Here is a 16098-nt window from a genome sequence, read left to right as displayed (position 1 = left end):
TACGGAGAATTCGCAGCCGACCTCAGGACGGTCTTGGTCAGCCCAGAAAGCTCAGCCGCATCCGACGGTTGACATTATCGATATTGGTGTCCGCGAAACTCCGCAAAGTCAACCCCCGCCCCATAGCGTCCCGCAGAACGACCCCGCTCCGTAATTCCAGCCATGTTCGGGGTCGTCAGCGCATGAAGGTCAGCGACCCGAATCCGGAGCCTCGCGCGGGCCGGACGAAGCCTGGCCTCCGGGGCGAGCGACCCAGCTTGCGGTGGCGGCCAGAGTACGCAGGACGGTAGCGCCGGCGAACGCCACCGAGGAGACGGGCCACCCCATCCATCGCGTCAGATCGCCTCGCAGGTCGGGGTCGACCTCGACGGTCACCCGGATGTATCTGCTCTGCAACCTGGCGACCTTGGTGGGCCGAGGTGCCGAGACATCCGGCCCGCGCCGCAATGCCGCACGGTAGTTCTCCTTGCGCTGGTTCATGCCTCGTCCTGACGCTTGATCAGTTCCTCCGCGAAGTCCATGTACGCCGAACCCTTGGCCTGGACCGGGTTCCCGAAAGACTGGGCGTACAGGTCGAGCCGCGCGATATGGGTGTCCAGCACCTTGAAGCCCCGCTCGGTGAGTGCCTCACGAGCGTCCGCATCGGGCCCGGTGCGTGTGGCATCGGGACGGTTGGTGCGATTGAGCAGCACCGCCGAGCGGGCCGGCTCGGCACGCAGGGACTGAACGTCCGCCATCTCACCGAGGATGGGCGCCATCCGGTCCAGTTCGATGGGGGCTGGGGTCACGGGCACGATCCACTCGTCGGCGTACCTCATGATGCTGCGGGCGATACGGGGATGGTCTTCCAGCTGGGGCGCATCGAGCACGACGGACTGGCGGTCGCCGAGGAAGTCGTTCACGCGACGGTGGACGTCCCCCACCGGCAGGGCGATCACCGGAAACGGAAAGCCGTTGGCCAGCTCGCTCCAGCGCAGCGCGGAAGCGGCCGGGTCCCCGTCGACCAGCAGCGGAGACCTACCCGACTCGTGAAGCGCGTGGGCCAGCCACACAGCACTCGTCGTCTTTCCGACGCCGGGCTTGAGATTCACAAATGCGCAACTCAAAGGCACGAGAAGGGACAATAACGGGCGCGATCATCCAGTTTCGGTCGGCGCGACGGCGTGGTCTCGTGGTTCACCCGCAAGCAGTGAGAAACGTCGGACACCCGGGTGCGGTCGCGGTCAGCCCTGTGCGCCACCGGCTGCCCTTTTCTCGGCCCTCGCTGGATGGCATTCGGCCCCCGCCCTTCCCATCCGTACCGACTGCTCCGCTCAGCCCCGCCTCAAGATTGATGCCGCTGCGGCAGCAACGGCATCGCAAGCGGCGGTCGCCCTGTACCGACAGTCGACAGAGCGACGTCCACGAGGCCTTCTTCACCTTGACCTGCTGCGCAATCACCTACCGACGCGTCCGAACCTCGCATCAGCTCGCCTTGGCCAAACGAAAGGCCGGGGCGGAGCCGAACGCCTCCTGGCGGGACTCCGGCACACCGAGGGTCCGTCGCAAGCCGACCGGATCGAAGAGCAGCTTCTCCGGGGCAACCCGGCGGGTGTTCACCGACACCCGGGAAGTGGGGTCATTCCTCCAGTGCTTCCGCCATGCGCTCCAGGTCGGCAAGGAGCACTGCCCGGCGCTGCGCCGGGATCGCTTCGACCATGCGCTGTTCGATGGCGTAGACGGCGGCCTGGACGGCGGCCAGGCGCGCGTTGCCCTCCTTGGTGAGGTGGGCGGGCCGGGCGCGGCCGTGGTCGGCGGTGGCGGGGCGGGCAATCAGTCCCGCTTCCTGCAGGCCCCGCAGGACGACGTTTCCGGATTGCCGGGTGACGAAGGTCGCGCGGGCGAGGTCGGCGTTGGACATGCCGGGATGCAGGGCCAGGAGTTCGAGGGTGGCGTACTGCGGCACGGTCAGGCCGTGCTCGCGCAGGACCTTGTCCATGGCCCCACGGAGGGCGGCCTGGGTGCGTTTGAGCAGGTATCCCACGTGGCGAGTGACGCCTTTCGTGGGGTGGGGCGGTTCGGCCGACGCGTTCTCCAGCATGTCAGCATTTTGACATACGCGACGCGACCGCCTTAGCCTCGGATATGTCAAAGTCCTGACATTGGATTCGAGGAGACCCATGACTGCCACCATCGACGGCCCCGACTTCGTCGCCCTGCAGGTGCGCGACCTGCACGCGGCGGCGGACTTCTGCGAGCAGCACCTCGGTCTGCGCCGGGCCGCGTTCTCACCGCCCCACGCGGTCGTCTTCGACACCAAGCCGACCCCCTTCGCCGTCCGCGAACTCCTGCCGGGCGTCGACCTCGCCGACACCGCACGGCCCGGACTCGGCGCGGTGCTCTGGTTCCAGACCTCCGACGCCCATCAGCTCCACGACCAGCTCGCCGCTGCCGGGATCAAGATCCTCACTCCGATCGCGGACAGCCCCTTCGGGCCGATGTTCTCCTTCGAGGGCCCCGAGGGCTACACCCTCACCGCACACGGAGGCTGACCGTGCCCGCCGTCACCCTCACCCCTGCCGGACCCTTCTCGCTCGCCTCCGGCATCCGGTTCCTGGAGAGCTTCCGCCCCGCGAACTACCGCCGGGCGACGGACGGCATCCTCCGCCTGGCCTTCCCCGCCGACGACGGCGCCTCGGTCGTCGCGGCCGCCGTCCGGCAGGAGGTGAGGGCAGACGGCGGCACGGGAACGGTCCGGGCCGAATTCACCGTGCATCCCGGCACCCCGCACCCGGCGACGGCAGTGACCGCAGAGGCAGTGGCCGAACAGGCCGTACGGGCCCAACTCGCCCGCATCCTCTCGCTCGACGTCGACGCCACCGGATTCCCCGGCCTCGCCGCGGACCCCGTCGTGGCCGGGCTCATGGCGGACCACCCGGGGCTGCGCCCAGTGTGCTTCCACTCCCCCTACGAAGCCGCCGCCTGGGCGATCATCGGCAACCGCATCCGTATGACCCAGGCAGCCGCCCTCAAGGCCCGCATCGCCCACCAGCGCGGACACCGCGTCCACATCGCCGGCCAGACCCTGCACGCATTCCCCACCCCCGCGGCCCTGCGCACCCTCACCCACGTGCCCGGTCTCACCGACATCAAGATCCAGCGGCTGCACGCGCTGGCCGAAACAGCCCTCGACGGGCAACTCGACGCACCCCTCCTGCGCGCCCTGCCCGCCGACCACGCCCTCGCCGAACTGCGCACCCTGCCCGGCATCGGCCCCTTCTCCGCCGAACTCGTCCTCATCCGGGGAGCAGGACACCCCGACGTCTTTCCCCGCCACGAACCACGCGTCCACAAGGCCGTCGCCACCGCATACGGACTCGGTGCCCCGACCACCGCCGCCGACGTCACCCAATTGGCGAAGATCGCCGATCGGTGGAAGCCCTACCGCAGCTGGGTAGCCTTCCTGCTCCGCGTCCGCGCCCAGGACACGTCCCAGCCGGGCCCCATGTGCCACGCCTTCCCGCCATCGTCATGACGGCGTCTTCCACACGCGCTGAATTGAGTTGCTCCGTTCTGAGAGGAGTCCGCCGCGAGGGCCGGACCGGTCGAGGTCGCACTCGGCATCGGCCTGATGGGCGGACAGGGCGGGAAGACCTTCCCCGCGTACCGTCGGCCGCCCACGTCCACGCCCGCAGCCGATTGCGGACGCACCTCCCTCGCCCCCTTCAAGCGCCGACCAGGACGTGCCACCCGTCAACAACGTGCCGGGACAACACAGATAGTGCGGCGACGCATTGATCTTGCGAGGGTCTGCGAGGGCGCCCCTGCGGGGCCTTGGGGGCTCGGGGTGGCGCCGGCTCAGGGCTTGATCAGCACGGTGGCGAGGTCGGAGAGAGCAGGGTTGACCTCAGCTGTGTCGAAGGCTGCGGGGTCGAACTGGTCGGCCGAGTCCAGGCCGAGCCATTCCAGGCGGTCTTCGTGTTCTTCGTGGGCGGGGTCGGCCAGGATCTCGATGAGGTACTCGTATCCCTCGATGCCGCCGCAGTCCTCGGGCGGGCCGGCCCTGCGGCCGGCGAGGCAGCGTGGGTAGGCGGTGTCCGGCTCGGGCTCGGCGATCTCCTCGATGAGGATGTCGTGTTCCCAGTCGTCGCCGAAGTCGTAGGTGTAGCCGAGCCGGTCGCCGGTGTGGGGGACTGCCTCGTTGAGCCGCTTCGACGCCGCGCTGCGGATGCCCAGCTCGGGGTCGGCGATGCCGTACCGGCCCTGCGGCGTCTCGAAGGCCCACATGTGGTAATCCTCCCAGCCGAAGGCCGCTTGGATGACGTGGTGCAGCTGCTGCAGGGTGATGCCGGACGGTACTTCCAGGCGGCGCCAGATCGGAGGTTTGGAGCCGCTCAGGGTGACCTTGATCTTGTGGACGGACCGACTCGGTGCCGTCCATGAATTCGGCTTCGCCCGCCTTGTGTTCGCCATGTCGGCCATCCTGTCACCCGTTCTTGCCAGGCTCTGGCGGCGCGTCCCCCCTCTCACGACGATGACGCGGGCCCGTTCCGCAGAAATCCGTTGGCGGACCACGGCGACCACTGCTACCTTCCGGAAGGCCGTGCGAGAGAACGAGGAGGTGGTACCCGTGAACGCAGTATCGACATGGGTGCTCCCCTCCGGGGTCACGGTCGGGCGATAGGTCGTCCGGGAGCGCCGTTCCAGCGCACTCCCGAAAGGCACGACCATGCACGTCACTTCTGAACAGCACCTCGACGACGGTGTCCTCGAACGCGAATTCACCCTCGGCGAGATCCCTGGCGTCCTGTGGACGCCCACGTCTGCATCCGCATCCGCACCGGCGCCGCTGATCCTGCTCGGCCACCCTCCGCTCGGGCTGCGCGCGATGTACCCCCGGCTGGCGGAGCGGGCCCGGCACGCCGTGGCGGACGGCTTCGCCGCGGCCACCATCGAGCTCCCCGGGAGCGGTGACCGGCCCCGTTGGGCCGCCGTCGAGCAGGCCCGCGCCGACCTGCGCCGTGCCATGGAGGACGGCGAGCCGGTCGGCGGCGAGATCGTCGACGCCCTCGTCCTCCCGCTCGTCGAAAAGTCGGTCCCGGAATGGCAGGCCGCCCTGGACGCCCTCCTGTCACGGCCCGAGATCCGCGGCCCGGTCGGGTACTCGGGAGGAGTGATCTCCATCGGCATCCGGCTCGCGGTGGTCGAGCCGCGCATCTCGGCCGCCGTTCTGTTCGCCGGGAGTCTCGTGCCGTCCGTCATGTTCGAGGAGGCCCGCCGGGTCACCATCCCGCTGCACGTCCTGCTGCAGTGGGACGACGAAGGGAACGACCGGCAGGCGGCCCTGGACCTGTTCGACGCCTTCGGCTCCCAGGAGAAGACGCTGCACGCCAACATGGGCGGGCACAGCGGCGTCCCGCAGTACGCGGGGGACGCCGCGGCCCGGTTCTTCGCCCGGCATCTGCGCTAGGCGCCAGCCGACGCCGCCAGGCCAGTAGCCGTAGTAGTAGTCGTCTACCGGGCCGCACTCCACCTCGCGGCCAGCCACATCTTGGCCGCGAGGTGATCCATAAGACGCGGCCTGATCTGGAGAGCGCCGGGTCGCAGCTCCTGGGGGCGCGACCTCGGCGACCAGACCGTCCGGCAGCCCTTACCTCGCGCCCGGGTAGGCCGGCGCCCAGATCTTACGCCGTGTTGCGCCGGCGTCACTGTGCGCATCCTTCTCCTCGACGCGCCTGGACCGCCCACCACCGGGAAGACGACCCACCCACGACCCGCTGTCCGGGCGAGCCCCTAATATCGCTTGGCGTTCTGCGACGGACGCTGACGCCCGCGGGGTCGTGCCCGACGCCCGACACGACACGACGACTCCACCGGATGGCGAGGGAGTCGAGCATCGAGGAGAGGAACGTTCATGCGCGCCCGGAGCATCGCCACGGCCACCGCAACAGCACTGGCACTGGTGGCCGCTCGTGACCTTGTCCAGAAGAAGCACGCACTGCTCCGGAACTTCCCTGTACTCGGGCACGCCCGGTACCTGTTGGAGACGATCGGGCCGGAGCTGCGCCAGTACATAGTGACGTCCAACGACGAGGAGCGCCCCTTCAGTCGTGACCAGCGCACCTGGATCTACGCGTCGGCGAAGGGGGAGAACAACTACTTCGGGTTCGGAACCGACAACGACGTCGAGCACATGCAGGGGCACGCCTACTTCAAGCAGCGCACGTTCGCCGGTGCGTTGCCCGACCTGCACGACCCGCAGGCCCCACTGCCGTCGGCCAAGGTGCTGGGCGGGCCGCGCGGGCGCGCCAAGGCGTTCCGGCCGGCGAGCGTGGTGAACATCTCGGCGATGAGCTTCGGGTCGCTCTCCGGCGCGGCGGTCTCGGCGCTCAACAAGGGGGCGGCGCTGGCGGGCACCCTGCACAACACGGGCGAGGGTGGTCTCTCGCCGTACCACCGCAACGGCGGCGACCTCGTCCTGCAGATCGGTACGTCCTACTTCGGCTGCCGCAACGAGGACGGCAGCTTCAACCTCGACAAGCTCAAGGACGTGGTCGCCGGCGCCCCGGTGAAGGCGATAGAGATCAAGCTCTCCCAGGGTGCCAAGCCCGGGCTGGGCGGAATGCTGCCGGGCGCGAAGGTGACCCGGGAGATCGCCGAGATCCGCGACATCCCGTTCGGCGAGGACTGCGCGTCCCCGTCGCGGCACACCGCGTTCGGCGACGTCGACTCGATGCTCGACTTCGTCGAACTGCTCGCCGCCGAGACCGGACTGCCGGTCGGGATCAAGAGCGCGGTGGGCGAGATGGAGTTCTGGCAGGAGCTGGCCACGCTGATGGCGCGTGGTGACCGCGGTGTCGACTTCGTGACCATCGACGGCGGCGAGGGCGGCACCGGGGCGGCGCCGCTGACCTTCTCCGACTCGGTGTCGCTGCCCTTCCGGATGGGCTTCTCCCGGGTCTACGGCGTCTTCGCCGAGCGGGGGCTGACCGACGACCTGACCTTCATCGCCTCGGGCAAGCTCGGCCTGCCCGAGAACGCCGCGGTCGCCTTTGCCCTGGGTGCCGACATGATCAACGTGGCCCGTGAGGCGATGCTGTCGATCGGCTGCATCCAGGCGCAGAAGTGCCACACCGACAAATGCCCCACCGGCATCGCCACCCAGAGCCCGTGGCTGGCCCGCGGCCTCGACCCGGCCTCGAAGGCCACCCGGGCCGCCGTCTACCTGCGTACTCTCCGCAAGGAGCTGCTGAAGGTCTCGGCGGCCGTCGGTGTCGCCCACCCGGCGCTCATCACGGCCACCGACATCGAGATCATGAACGGTGACTACGAGGCCCGTACCCTGGCCGGTGTCTACGGCTACAAGGACGGCTGGGGCGAGCTGGGCCCGCACCTCGCCGAGGAGATCACCGCACTGCTCACCACCGAGCAGTCCTCCGACCGGAAGCCGACCGCCTGACGTGCCCATCACGGCAGGCACCGCGCTCGCCGCTCCCCTGCCCGGAGCACGCGCGTGGTGCCGGCCGGTGGCACCCTAGTCTTTCCTGCTCCACGAACCTGCTCCACGAACAGCCCCTGCCTAGGTGATCACAACATGAGCGAAAAAGTGAGATTCCCGAGCGTCGTCGGCCCCGAACTGGCCGGCGCGATCGACCTGCCGGACGGCGAGATCCGCGGCTGGGGGATCTTCGTGCACGGATTCACGCTCGGCAAGGGCTCGCCGGCCGCCTCACGTGTCAGCAAGCAGCTGGCACGCGAGGGCATCGGCATGCTGCGCTTCGACAACCTCGGCATCGGGGACTCCGACGGCGACTGGGGCGACGGTTCCTTCACCGTCAAGGTCCAGGACACGATCCGTGCCGCGGCCATGATGGCGGAGCGGGGGACGCCGGCAGACCTGCTGGTGGGGCACTCGTGGGGAGGCGCCGCCGTCCTCGCCGCGGCGGCCGAGGCGACCGGCGTCCGCGCGGTCGCCACGATCGGGGCGCCGGTCGACCCCAGCCACGTCGAGCGACAGTACGACGCGGTCGTGGACCGCGTGCTCAGTGAGGGGTCGCACGAGTGGTTCGTCGGCGGGCGGACCCTGGTACTCAAGCGCGCCTTCGTCGAGGACGTCCGCCGTGCTCACCTGCGGGACCGGATCGGCGAGTTGGACCTGCCGCTGCTCGTCCTGCATTCGCCCACCGACAACACCGTCGACATCGCCAACGCCGGGGAGATCTTCAACGAGGCACGGCACCCGCGCAGCTTCGTCTCACTCGAAGGCGCAGACCATCTCCTGACGGCACGGGGACAAGCGCAGCGGGCCGCCCACATCATCAGCGCCTGGGCCGACCAGTACATCGACGGGTGACGGCCCGGAGGCGAGATGTCTCAGGTGAGGGAGGCTCGCTCGGACAGGTGTGGGCGGGGCCGTGGGGTGCGGCGGCCGGCCCAGCGGTGGGGGTCCCTGTGTCGCGTCAGCGGCACAGGTGGAGCGATCAGCACCACAGCGCCGGGGCGCACTGTCACTTTGTGTTAGCCTCAGACGTTTGGACGGCTGTGATGGCCGTGATGGCCGCGCCGGCTGTGACGGCTGGCGATTCGGCCCGTCCGTTTCCCGTTGTTCGTTGGCTGCTCATTTCCTGCCGGGCCTTCCTCGGTACGTTCCGCATACGGAAGGCTCTGTATGAACCAGCCGGACCACCTCGGCACCTCGCACGACGACCTCGCCCAGCCGGTGCCCCCGGCCGTCTCCTTCGCTGACCTGGGGCTGCCGGCCGAGGTCCTGCGGACGCTCACCGAGCGTGGCGTGCGTGAGCCCTTCCCGATCCAGGCGGCCACGTTGCCCAACGCCCTGGCGGGACGCGACGTCCTGGGGCGCGGGCGCACCGGATCGGGCAAAACCCTCGCCTTCGGCCTGCCGCTGCTCGCACGGACGGCGGGGCGGCGCGCGGAGTCCAAGCAGCCCCTCGCCCTGATCCTGGTGCCCACCCGGGAGCTGGCCCAACAGGTCACCGAAGCGCTGGCGCCGTATGCCGACGCGCTCCGGCTGCGGATGGCCGCGATCGTCGGCGGCATGTCGATCGGCCGGCAGGCCGCCGCGTTGCGCGACGGGGCCGAGGTCGTCGTCGCCACCCCTGGCCGCCTGCACGACCTCATCGAGCGCAAGGCCTGTGGCCTGGGACGGGTGCGGATCACCGTCCTCGACGAGGCGGACCAGATGTGCGACATGGGCTTCCTGCCGCAGGTCTCCGAGGCGCTCGACCAGGTGCACCGCGACGGTCAGCGGATGCTGTTCTCCGCCACCCTGGACCCCGACGTCGATCACCTGGTCCGGTGCTACCTCCATGACCCCGTCGTCCACTCGGTCGACCCGTCCGCGGGCGCGGTCACGACCATGGACCACCATCTGCTGGTCGTTCATGGTCCCGACCGGTATGCCGTCGCCACGGAGATCGCCGCCCGCGACGGCCGCGTACTGCTGTTCCTGGACACCAAGCACGGGGTCGACCAGCTCACCCGGCACCTGCGGGCCAGCGGGGTGGATGCCGCGGCCCTGCACAGTGGCAAGTCCCAGCCGCAGCGCACCCGGACCCTCTCGCAGTTCAAGAGCGGCCAGGTCACCGTCCTGGTGGCGACCAATGTCGCGGCCCGTGGCCTGCACGTCGACGACCTCGATCTCGTGGTCAACGTCGACCCGCCCACCGACCCCAAGGACTATGTGCACCGCGCGGGCCGCACCGCTCGGGCCGGTGAGTCCGGCCGCGTCGTCACCCTGGTCCTCTCGGGGCAGCGCAGGGAGATGAGCCGCCTGATGGCAGAGGCGGGCATCGAGCCGACGACCACCAAGGTGCGCTCGGGTGAGGCGGAGCTGAGCCGGATCACCGGGGCCAAGGCCCCCTCCGGCACCGCGCTCGACGGTAAGCCCGGCGCCCACCGGGCCAAGAACACCAACACCCCCTTCCGCGGCCTGGGCACCAGCAAGGACGCCTCCCGCACCACCGGCGGCAAGTCCCGCAAGGCCACCGAGGCCCGTAAGCTCGCCGAGGCCCGCAGGGCGGCCCGGGTGCGCCGCGGCGGCTGAGACCGCCCCGTTGTGGCGAGCGGTCGGTGGAGCGTTCCGGAAGCCGTCGGCCGGCGCCTTGAGCCGGATCAGGCGGTGATCGAGTACCGGCACCCGGCCGCGTTCACCGAGTGGCGGCCAGCACTGCCGCAAGGCCTTCTTGCAGGTCCTTGACGAAATACTCGGGAACCTCCAGCGACGGGAAATGGCCCCCGCTTTCGGGCGCCCCCCATCGGACGATCTGCCGGTACCGCTCCTGCGCCCAGGGGCGCGGACACTCTCGACATCGCGGGGATACATGGTGATTGCCGACGGGACGTCGACCCGGAGTTCGGGGTCCAGTGAGTTGTGGCTTTCGTAGTAGATGCGGGCCGACGATGCGCCGGTCCGTGTCAGCCAGTACAGGGTGACGTTGTCGAGAACCCGGTCTCGGGAAATCGTCTCGAACGGGCTGTCTTCGGTGTCTGTCCACTCGGCGAACTTGTCGAGAATCCAGGCCAGAAGCCCGACCGGTGAGTCGACGAGCGCGTAGCCGATGGTCTGCGGCCGGGTCGCCTGCTGCTTCGCGTACGCCGCGCGGTGGCGCCAGAAGTCGCGGGTTTCCTCGGCCCACTGGCGCTCGACCGCCGTCAGCCCGTCCGTAGTCAACCCGGGCGGTCCCTCGGCGAACGTGGTGTGGATGCCGAGCACGTGCGCCGGGAACCTGCCGGCGAGAACCGTGGTGATATTGCCTCCCCAGTCGCCGCCGTGGGCTGCGAACCTGCTGTAGCCGAGCCTGCCCATCAGCTCCACCCACGCGGCCGCGGTCTTCTCGGTTCCCCACCCGGTGGTGGCCGGCCGGTCGCTGTAACCAAAGCCCGGCAGCGACGGGACCACGACGTGGAACGCCGGCGCGTCGGCATCTTTCGGATCTGCCAGCTCGTCCACCACATCGATGAACCGGGCGATGCTGTCCGGCCAGCCGTGCGTCAGGATCAGAGGAGTGGCATCTGCGCGCGGGGAGCGGCGGTGCAGGAAGTGGATTCCCAGATCATCAATGGTCGTACGGAACTGGCCGATCTGGTTGAGGCGCTCTTCGAACGACCGCCAGTTGTATCCGGTGCGCCAGTAGTTCACGACCTCGACGAGGTCGGCGAGCGGAACGCCCTGTGACCATCGGCGAGGGCCGGGCGCGGCGCCATGGACCGTCTCGGCCTCCGGTAGCCGCGCTGTGGCCAGTCGCGCACGCAGATCGTCGAGGTCGGCGTCAGGTGCATGGGCTTCACATGCTTGCACGTCGCTGGTGAGACGGGGCATGAGACCTCCTGGCCATCGCGGAACCGGCAAAGGCGGTTCTAGCAGTTCTCCGAGTCACGCCGCAACCGTCTAAGGTGGTTCCATGCGTGCTGAATTCCCCGACTTCCGCCTCGGCAACGTGCTGGCGACCAGCTTCACGGGGACCCTTTCGGAGCGTCATGGCGACGCCGTGGAGCGCATTCCCACGCCGCAGCGACTCATCGACTGGCTGGCGGTGTACGGCCTCGCCGTGGACTCCTGCAGCACTGCCCAGCTCGGCCTCGCCCGGGAACTGAGGGAGTCGATTCACGCCGCCGCGACAGCGGCCGCCCTCCAGGAGGCTCTCCCCGCGTCTGCTGTCCGAGTCATCAATGACTGCAGCGCTCAGGGTCGGGCCGCAGCGATCCTGACGCCCGAGGGCAAGCGGCAATGGCAGCTCAGTTCGGCGTCCTGTGTGGAAGATGCCCTCAGCGTGATCGCCGCCGACGCGATCAGCATCATCGCAGGCGAACGAGACGGAAGGTTGGCCTTGTGCGCGTCACCAAGCTGCCAAGCCGCCTTCTTCGACACCAGTCAGAGCCGCACCCGCAAATGGTGCGACATGAACACCTGCGGGAATCGTCAGAAGAAGGCGCGCTTCCATGCCAACCAGCGGAGCGATCCCAGTTCAGCGGAGTGATCGTTACCTCGGTACGTCCGAGTGGGCGGAGGCCGGGACGTACGGTGTGCGACCTGCCGGTACCGGGAGGCTCATTCCTGGGCGGCTCGTCCGCCTTCCCAGCTGAGCTTGACCGTCAAGTGGCCGTCGAGGCTGGATTTGGCGATGACGGCACCGGCTTCGGTGCTCAGGCGCACCCCGAATTCCACCTCGATCTTGTCCGGGCGCACGGACGCATCGCGGAACTGGCCGAGGATCGTGGACGAGGCGTCCCGCACACTGCTCAGTGCGGACCCGAGCGAGGTCGCCGCGGACCGGACCACGTCCCGGGAGCGGGACACCGGGCTGATCTCGGGGCCCTCCTCCACGATCTCCACCAGCACCTCTCCGCCGTCGTCCAGCGACCAGCGAGCGATCTCAGCCATGTGACACCTCATCCATGAGTGATGTGCGTGCTGCGCAGGCAGTCCCGGCTCAGGGGCACAGGGACCCGTCGTACGCCCCGGAGGGGATCAAATCCTTGATGTTGTGCGCCTCGTTGACCTGGGGCCCCAGGAGCGCGCACAGTCGGTCGACGCCGGGTGGCTTCCTGACAGCTTCGCGTGGGCCGGCCTCGGCCGCGTCCGCCACCCGCTGGAGCGGACTCCGCCCGCCGGAGGCCGCCGACACGACGCCCAGCGCCGTGCGGTCCACGAGCAGGACCGGGCCGTCCGGAGAGTCGCCCAGCGGCATCAGTGTCGACCACTCTCCCGGATAGGCGTAGCGGCCGACGCGTTTTCCCGTGGCCAGTGACCGGATGGACACGCGGCTCCCCGACTCGGCGACGAAGTCGGCGTCGTCATTGATGGCATCGACATCGGGCGGGAGGGAGAACCAGGCGGCGGTCCCGGTGGAGTTGAGCGCGAGCGTCCCGTCGGCCTCCGCCGGGTCGAGTCGCGGGATGTGCCCCGTCTGCGCGCCGGTGGCGATGTTCCAGGCCCTCACCTCCGCCGGGGCGCCGGACGCGCCCTTGAGTACGGCAGCGACGGTCCGGCCGTCCGGGCTCGTGATGAAGTTCTGCGTCCGGGACGGCTCTGCCAGCGCGGTGCGGGTGAGCCGACCGGATTCCACGCGCACTCGGGTCAGGGTGAGGGCGGTACGGATCGAGGACCCGTCCGACTCGCCTTCGCCCAGGATCGCGGACTTGCCGTCCGGCCCCAGCCAGAAGTTGAACACCGCGCTCTGCCACGGCAATACGGACTTGCGGAGAAGCTTGCCGGTCTTCAGGTCGAGGAGGTACAGGGTGTTCCGCCGGCCCGCGGCCGTCATGGCATCCATGCTGTCCGGCAGTACCAGCCCGAGTACCCGGTTGTTCGGGTCGATGCTCATGGAGAACACACCGACCCGGGGCAGCGGGGCGAACTCGGTACCGAGGACCACCCGGTGTTCGACCGTGTCGTAGACGACCAGGCACACCTTGTTGGTGGCACTCGCCATGTCCGGCACAGAGCAGGAGCCGGGGACGCTCCGCTCCCCGTCCAGGTGCGGGAAGGGCTGGTCCCGGAACGCGATGTACCGTCCGTCGCGGCTGATCACCGCATGGTCGGCCTGGTCGTCATCCTCCAGCACCCCGTCCATGGGCTCAGCCACCGGCCCGCGCCCGGTGTCCCGCCACGGGACGATCTGGTTCTTCGGCGCGCGCGTGACCAGGGTCCGGCCGCCGGCCGCCACCAAGGGGGTCAGATCCTGGAGTGCCAACTGGTCGGCGTACGACAACGGCGGAACCTTCTGCGCGGTCGGTGTCGCCGTCGGGGATGCGTTCCGTGGTGCCGTGGTCGCCGCATCGAGGTTGGGCACGATCCGGTCGACGGGACCCAGTCCGTCGAAGACGTCCGGCAGTCCGCGGTCAGGGTGTGTGCGGTAGGCGCGCAGGCCCAGCTGCATCGCGCCATAGGGGTCGTAGGAAGCCCGCTCCTCGGCCTTGGTGCGCAGGGTACCCGCGAGGGACTGCTCCACCTGCTCGCTGCGGTTCTGGTAGATCAGCGTCCCCGCCACCAGTGCGAGGGCCAGGGCGGCGGAGACAGCGCCGTTCACCCGCCAGCGGCGCACCCGGCCGTCCATGATGTAGTGGATTTCCGGGGTGGAGAGATGGGCTTCATGGGTGCGCAGCCACCGGTGGGCGTCCCTCAGCTCGGCCCCGGCGAGCAGCCGCCTGCCGGGGCGGCCCTGCTCGGACCAGGTGGCCATGCGCTGCCGCAGAGTGTCCTGCCAGAGGCGGAACGCGTGGTGCTCGTCGCAGAGTTCGCGCAGATGCCGCCAGTGCAGCAGGAGCGAGTCGTGCGCCAGCTCGATACCGGAGGTGCCGCTCGGGTCACCGCCGATCCGGTGCATCACCAGGAGCCGTGACGTGGCGAGGCGCTGCCCGACGGTCCACTGGTTCTCGTCGCACTCGTCGCGCAACGCGGTGCGGCGCACGGCGAGGTTGCCGTCGGGCAGGGGCCGGACCAGCTGGATGAGCAGCCGGTCGGCGACCTTCCGGCTCTCCGGGTCGATGCCGGCCCAGATCCGGTCCGCGTAGCGGGCCAGTGCCTCGGAGATGCCGCCCAGTTCCTCGTACGCCGCGTGGGTCATCAGTCCCGCCCGTCGGCGCGCCCACAGCTCGGCGAGCGTGAATTCGAGCAGGGGCAGGGGGTTCGGGGTGTGTTTCAGGTCGTCCAGGATGCGTTCGACCAGCCCGTCGGCGAAGGCGACCGTGCCGACCCTCTCCAGCGGTCCGGTCATGACCCGCCGCAGTTCGCCCTCGGTCATCTCCCCCACGGTGACCGGTAGCCACGTCCTGGCGAGGTCGGCGGCGGCGCGATCGGCCAGCGCCGTCCCCAGGAAGGTGTCGCGCAGGTTCACCAGCACACACAGCCGGGACCTGGCGGACAAGCAGGGCTGAAGGGCGCGGACGAAGGCGGAGCGGTCGTTGGCCGACGCCGCGAAGACCTCCTCGAACTGGTCGACACACACGGCCAGTTGGTCCGCATGGTGCTGCTCCAGCACAGCCGCCACGATGTCCGGCAGCTGTCCCCTGGCCAGCCGGCCCTCGGTCGCGGCGACCGACTCCAGCCGGGCCGCCGCTGTGAGGGCGGGGCGCATCAGCCGGTCGAGGGCGAAGGCCAGTGCGGTCAGCGGGGTGGCGGCGTCGGACGGGCGTAACGCCAGGGTGAGGCAGGCGGTGCCCGAGGAGTCGGTGGCGCGCAGCCGGGGCACCACGCCTGCGTGCCACAGCGAGGACTTTCCGATGCCCGATCCGCCGATGACGCTGATCAGCGGCACTCCGGAGCGGATGCGGTCGGCGAGCCGACCTGCCAACTCCTCGCGCCCGTGGTAAAGATCGGCGTCCTGCTCGGTGAAGGGACGCAGCGCCCGGTACGGGACGCGCCGCTCGATCACCTCGGCCAGCTCGGGCCACGCCTCCAGCAGCATGTCCACCGGGAGCATGTAACCGATCTTCGTGCCCGCGCCGGTGACCCGGTAGCCGACCATGCCCACGGCAGCGTCCGCGTCGGTGCTCCACACCGGGGCTCCGGAGAAGCCCGGGGCCAACATGGCCTGCCGTGCCGGGTCGCTCTCGATCTCCACCCAGCCCGTGGCGACGGGACCGCCCTGGCGCCCGTGCACCCAGGTGCCCAGTTCCAGACCACGGGGAAAACCCACCATGACCAGCGAACCGTCCAACTCCCCGTGCCGCCGGCTCAGAACGAGCGGCCGGGCGTCCGCAGGCGGCGCCTCCCGCAACCGCAGCCCGACGACGTCCATCCCGTGCTCCGGCACGGGCGGCCGCCAGGCGACGATGTCGGCGAGCTGCCGCCTGCCTGGGGCGAGCAGCGGGAAGTCCAGACTGACCGAGGCCCCCTCAGGCGGGGGCTCGTCGCCGGACACCCCGAGAACTCCGGCGACCACGTGCGCAGCCGACACCAAATGCCGGGGTCCGGCCAGAAAGCCGGCCCCGACGGGCTCGTCCCCGTCCCAGATCCGCACCAGCCCAGCCTCAAGAGGCACACGCATATCAGACCCCCGTGTACTGACTTCTGCCTCAACGGTACCGGCATACCGCCCTGCGGCCGGGCGGTATGCCTGAACCGCTCGGACGCGATTGGGAAAGATCATTTCTACT

The 16098-nt window shown here is 69.7% G+C and carries 13 protein-coding genes and 1 pseudogene; 7 read left to right on the top strand and 7 right to left on the bottom strand.

The genetic code is table 11. The annotated features are described in order from the left end of the window. Positions 1-189: 189 nt before the first annotated feature. The 3 genes from ACGFN2_RS01820 to ACGFN2_RS01810 form a co-directional block, all read right to left on the bottom strand. Entirely contained in the window at positions 190-480 is a 291-nt protein-coding gene (locus ACGFN2_RS01820; protein ID WP_393356734.1) for a hypothetical protein, read from the bottom strand. Continuing rightward, a complete protein-coding gene (locus ACGFN2_RS01815) occupies positions 477-1091 on the bottom strand; it encodes a hypothetical protein (RefSeq protein ID WP_393356732.1) in 615 nt (204 codons plus the stop codon). The genes ACGFN2_RS01820 and ACGFN2_RS01815 overlap by 4 nt, the downstream gene beginning before the upstream one ends. Before the next feature lie 527 nt (positions 1092-1618). Then, positions 1619-2080 (bottom strand): MarR family winged helix-turn-helix transcriptional regulator, encoded by a 462-nt coding sequence (locus tag ACGFN2_RS01810; RefSeq protein ID WP_393356730.1) that lies wholly within the window; start codon positions 2078-2080, stop codon positions 1619-1621. Positions 2081-2159: 79 nt separating this feature from the next. Between ACGFN2_RS01810 and ACGFN2_RS01805 the strand changes: the two genes are divergently transcribed. Then, entirely contained in the window at positions 2160-2531 is a 372-nt protein-coding gene (locus ACGFN2_RS01805; RefSeq protein WP_362608278.1) for a VOC family protein, read from the top strand. A 2-nt stretch (positions 2532-2533) separates the two neighbouring features. Next, positions 2534-3514, top strand: coding sequence for a DNA-3-methyladenine glycosylase family protein (locus ACGFN2_RS01800; protein WP_393356728.1), 981 nt, complete (start codon positions 2534-2536; stop codon positions 3512-3514). A 323-nt stretch (positions 3515-3837) separates the two neighbouring features. Here ACGFN2_RS01800 and ACGFN2_RS01795 read toward each other — a convergent pair whose 3' ends face one another. Beyond that, on the bottom strand, positions 3838-4452 hold the full coding sequence (locus ACGFN2_RS01795) for a plasmid pRiA4b ORF-3 family protein (RefSeq protein ID WP_393356726.1): 615 nt from the start codon (positions 4450-4452) through the stop codon (positions 3838-3840). Positions 4453-4708: 256 nt separating this feature from the next. On the opposite strand from ACGFN2_RS01795, the gene ACGFN2_RS01790 reads away from it, so the two are divergent. From ACGFN2_RS01790 to ACGFN2_RS01775, 4 genes are all read left to right on the top strand, one after another. Further along, complete coding sequence (locus ACGFN2_RS01790) at positions 4709-5449, top strand: dienelactone hydrolase family protein (RefSeq protein WP_393356724.1); 741 nt, start codon at positions 4709-4711, stop codon at positions 5447-5449. 444 nt (positions 5450-5893) lie between these two features. Beyond that, positions 5894-7438, top strand: a complete 1545-nt coding sequence (locus tag ACGFN2_RS01785; protein WP_393356722.1) for an FMN-binding glutamate synthase family protein — start codon at positions 5894-5896, stop codon at positions 7436-7438. A gap of 135 nt (positions 7439-7573) precedes the next feature. Continuing rightward, entirely contained in the window at positions 7574-8332 is a 759-nt protein-coding gene (locus ACGFN2_RS01780; RefSeq protein WP_362608285.1) for an alpha/beta fold hydrolase, read from the top strand. 315 nt (positions 8333-8647) lie between these two features. Then, positions 8648-10045 carry a DEAD/DEAH box helicase gene (locus tag ACGFN2_RS01775; RefSeq protein WP_393356720.1) on the top strand — a complete coding sequence of 466 codons (1398 nt, stop codon included), beginning with the start codon at positions 8648-8650 and terminating at the stop codon, positions 10043-10045. 103 nt (positions 10046-10148) lie between these two features. On the opposite strand, the pseudogene ACGFN2_RS01770 reads toward ACGFN2_RS01775, so the two are convergent. After that, positions 10149-11320: pseudogene (locus tag ACGFN2_RS01770) on the bottom strand (epoxide hydrolase family protein). 82 nt (positions 11321-11402) lie between these two features. Between ACGFN2_RS01770 and ACGFN2_RS01765 the strand changes: the two are divergent. Further along, complete coding sequence (locus ACGFN2_RS01765; RefSeq protein ID WP_393356718.1) at positions 11403-11978, top strand: CGNR zinc finger domain-containing protein; 576 nt, start codon at positions 11403-11405, stop codon at positions 11976-11978. Between the two features lie 71 nt (positions 11979-12049). On the opposite strand, the gene ACGFN2_RS01760 is transcribed toward ACGFN2_RS01765, so the two are convergent. Both ACGFN2_RS01760 and ACGFN2_RS01755 read right to left on the bottom strand, forming a co-directional pair. After that, positions 12050-12382 carry a CU044_2847 family protein gene (locus ACGFN2_RS01760; protein WP_393356716.1) on the bottom strand — a complete coding sequence of 111 codons (333 nt, stop codon included), beginning with the start codon at positions 12380-12382 and terminating at the stop codon, positions 12050-12052. 49 nt (positions 12383-12431) lie between these two features. Beyond that, on the bottom strand, positions 12432-15983 hold the full coding sequence (locus ACGFN2_RS01755) for a trypsin-like peptidase domain-containing protein (RefSeq protein WP_393356714.1): 3552 nt from the start codon (positions 15981-15983) through the stop codon (positions 12432-12434). Positions 15984-16098: the final 115 nt, after the last annotated feature.

Origin of the sequence: Streptomyces sp. NPDC048612 (assembly GCF_043199295.1) — a bacterium.
In the GTDB taxonomy this organism is placed as follows: domain Bacteria; phylum Actinomycetota; class Actinomycetes; order Streptomycetales; family Streptomycetaceae; genus Streptomyces.
This window is presented reverse-complemented; position numbering and strand designations above follow the sequence as displayed.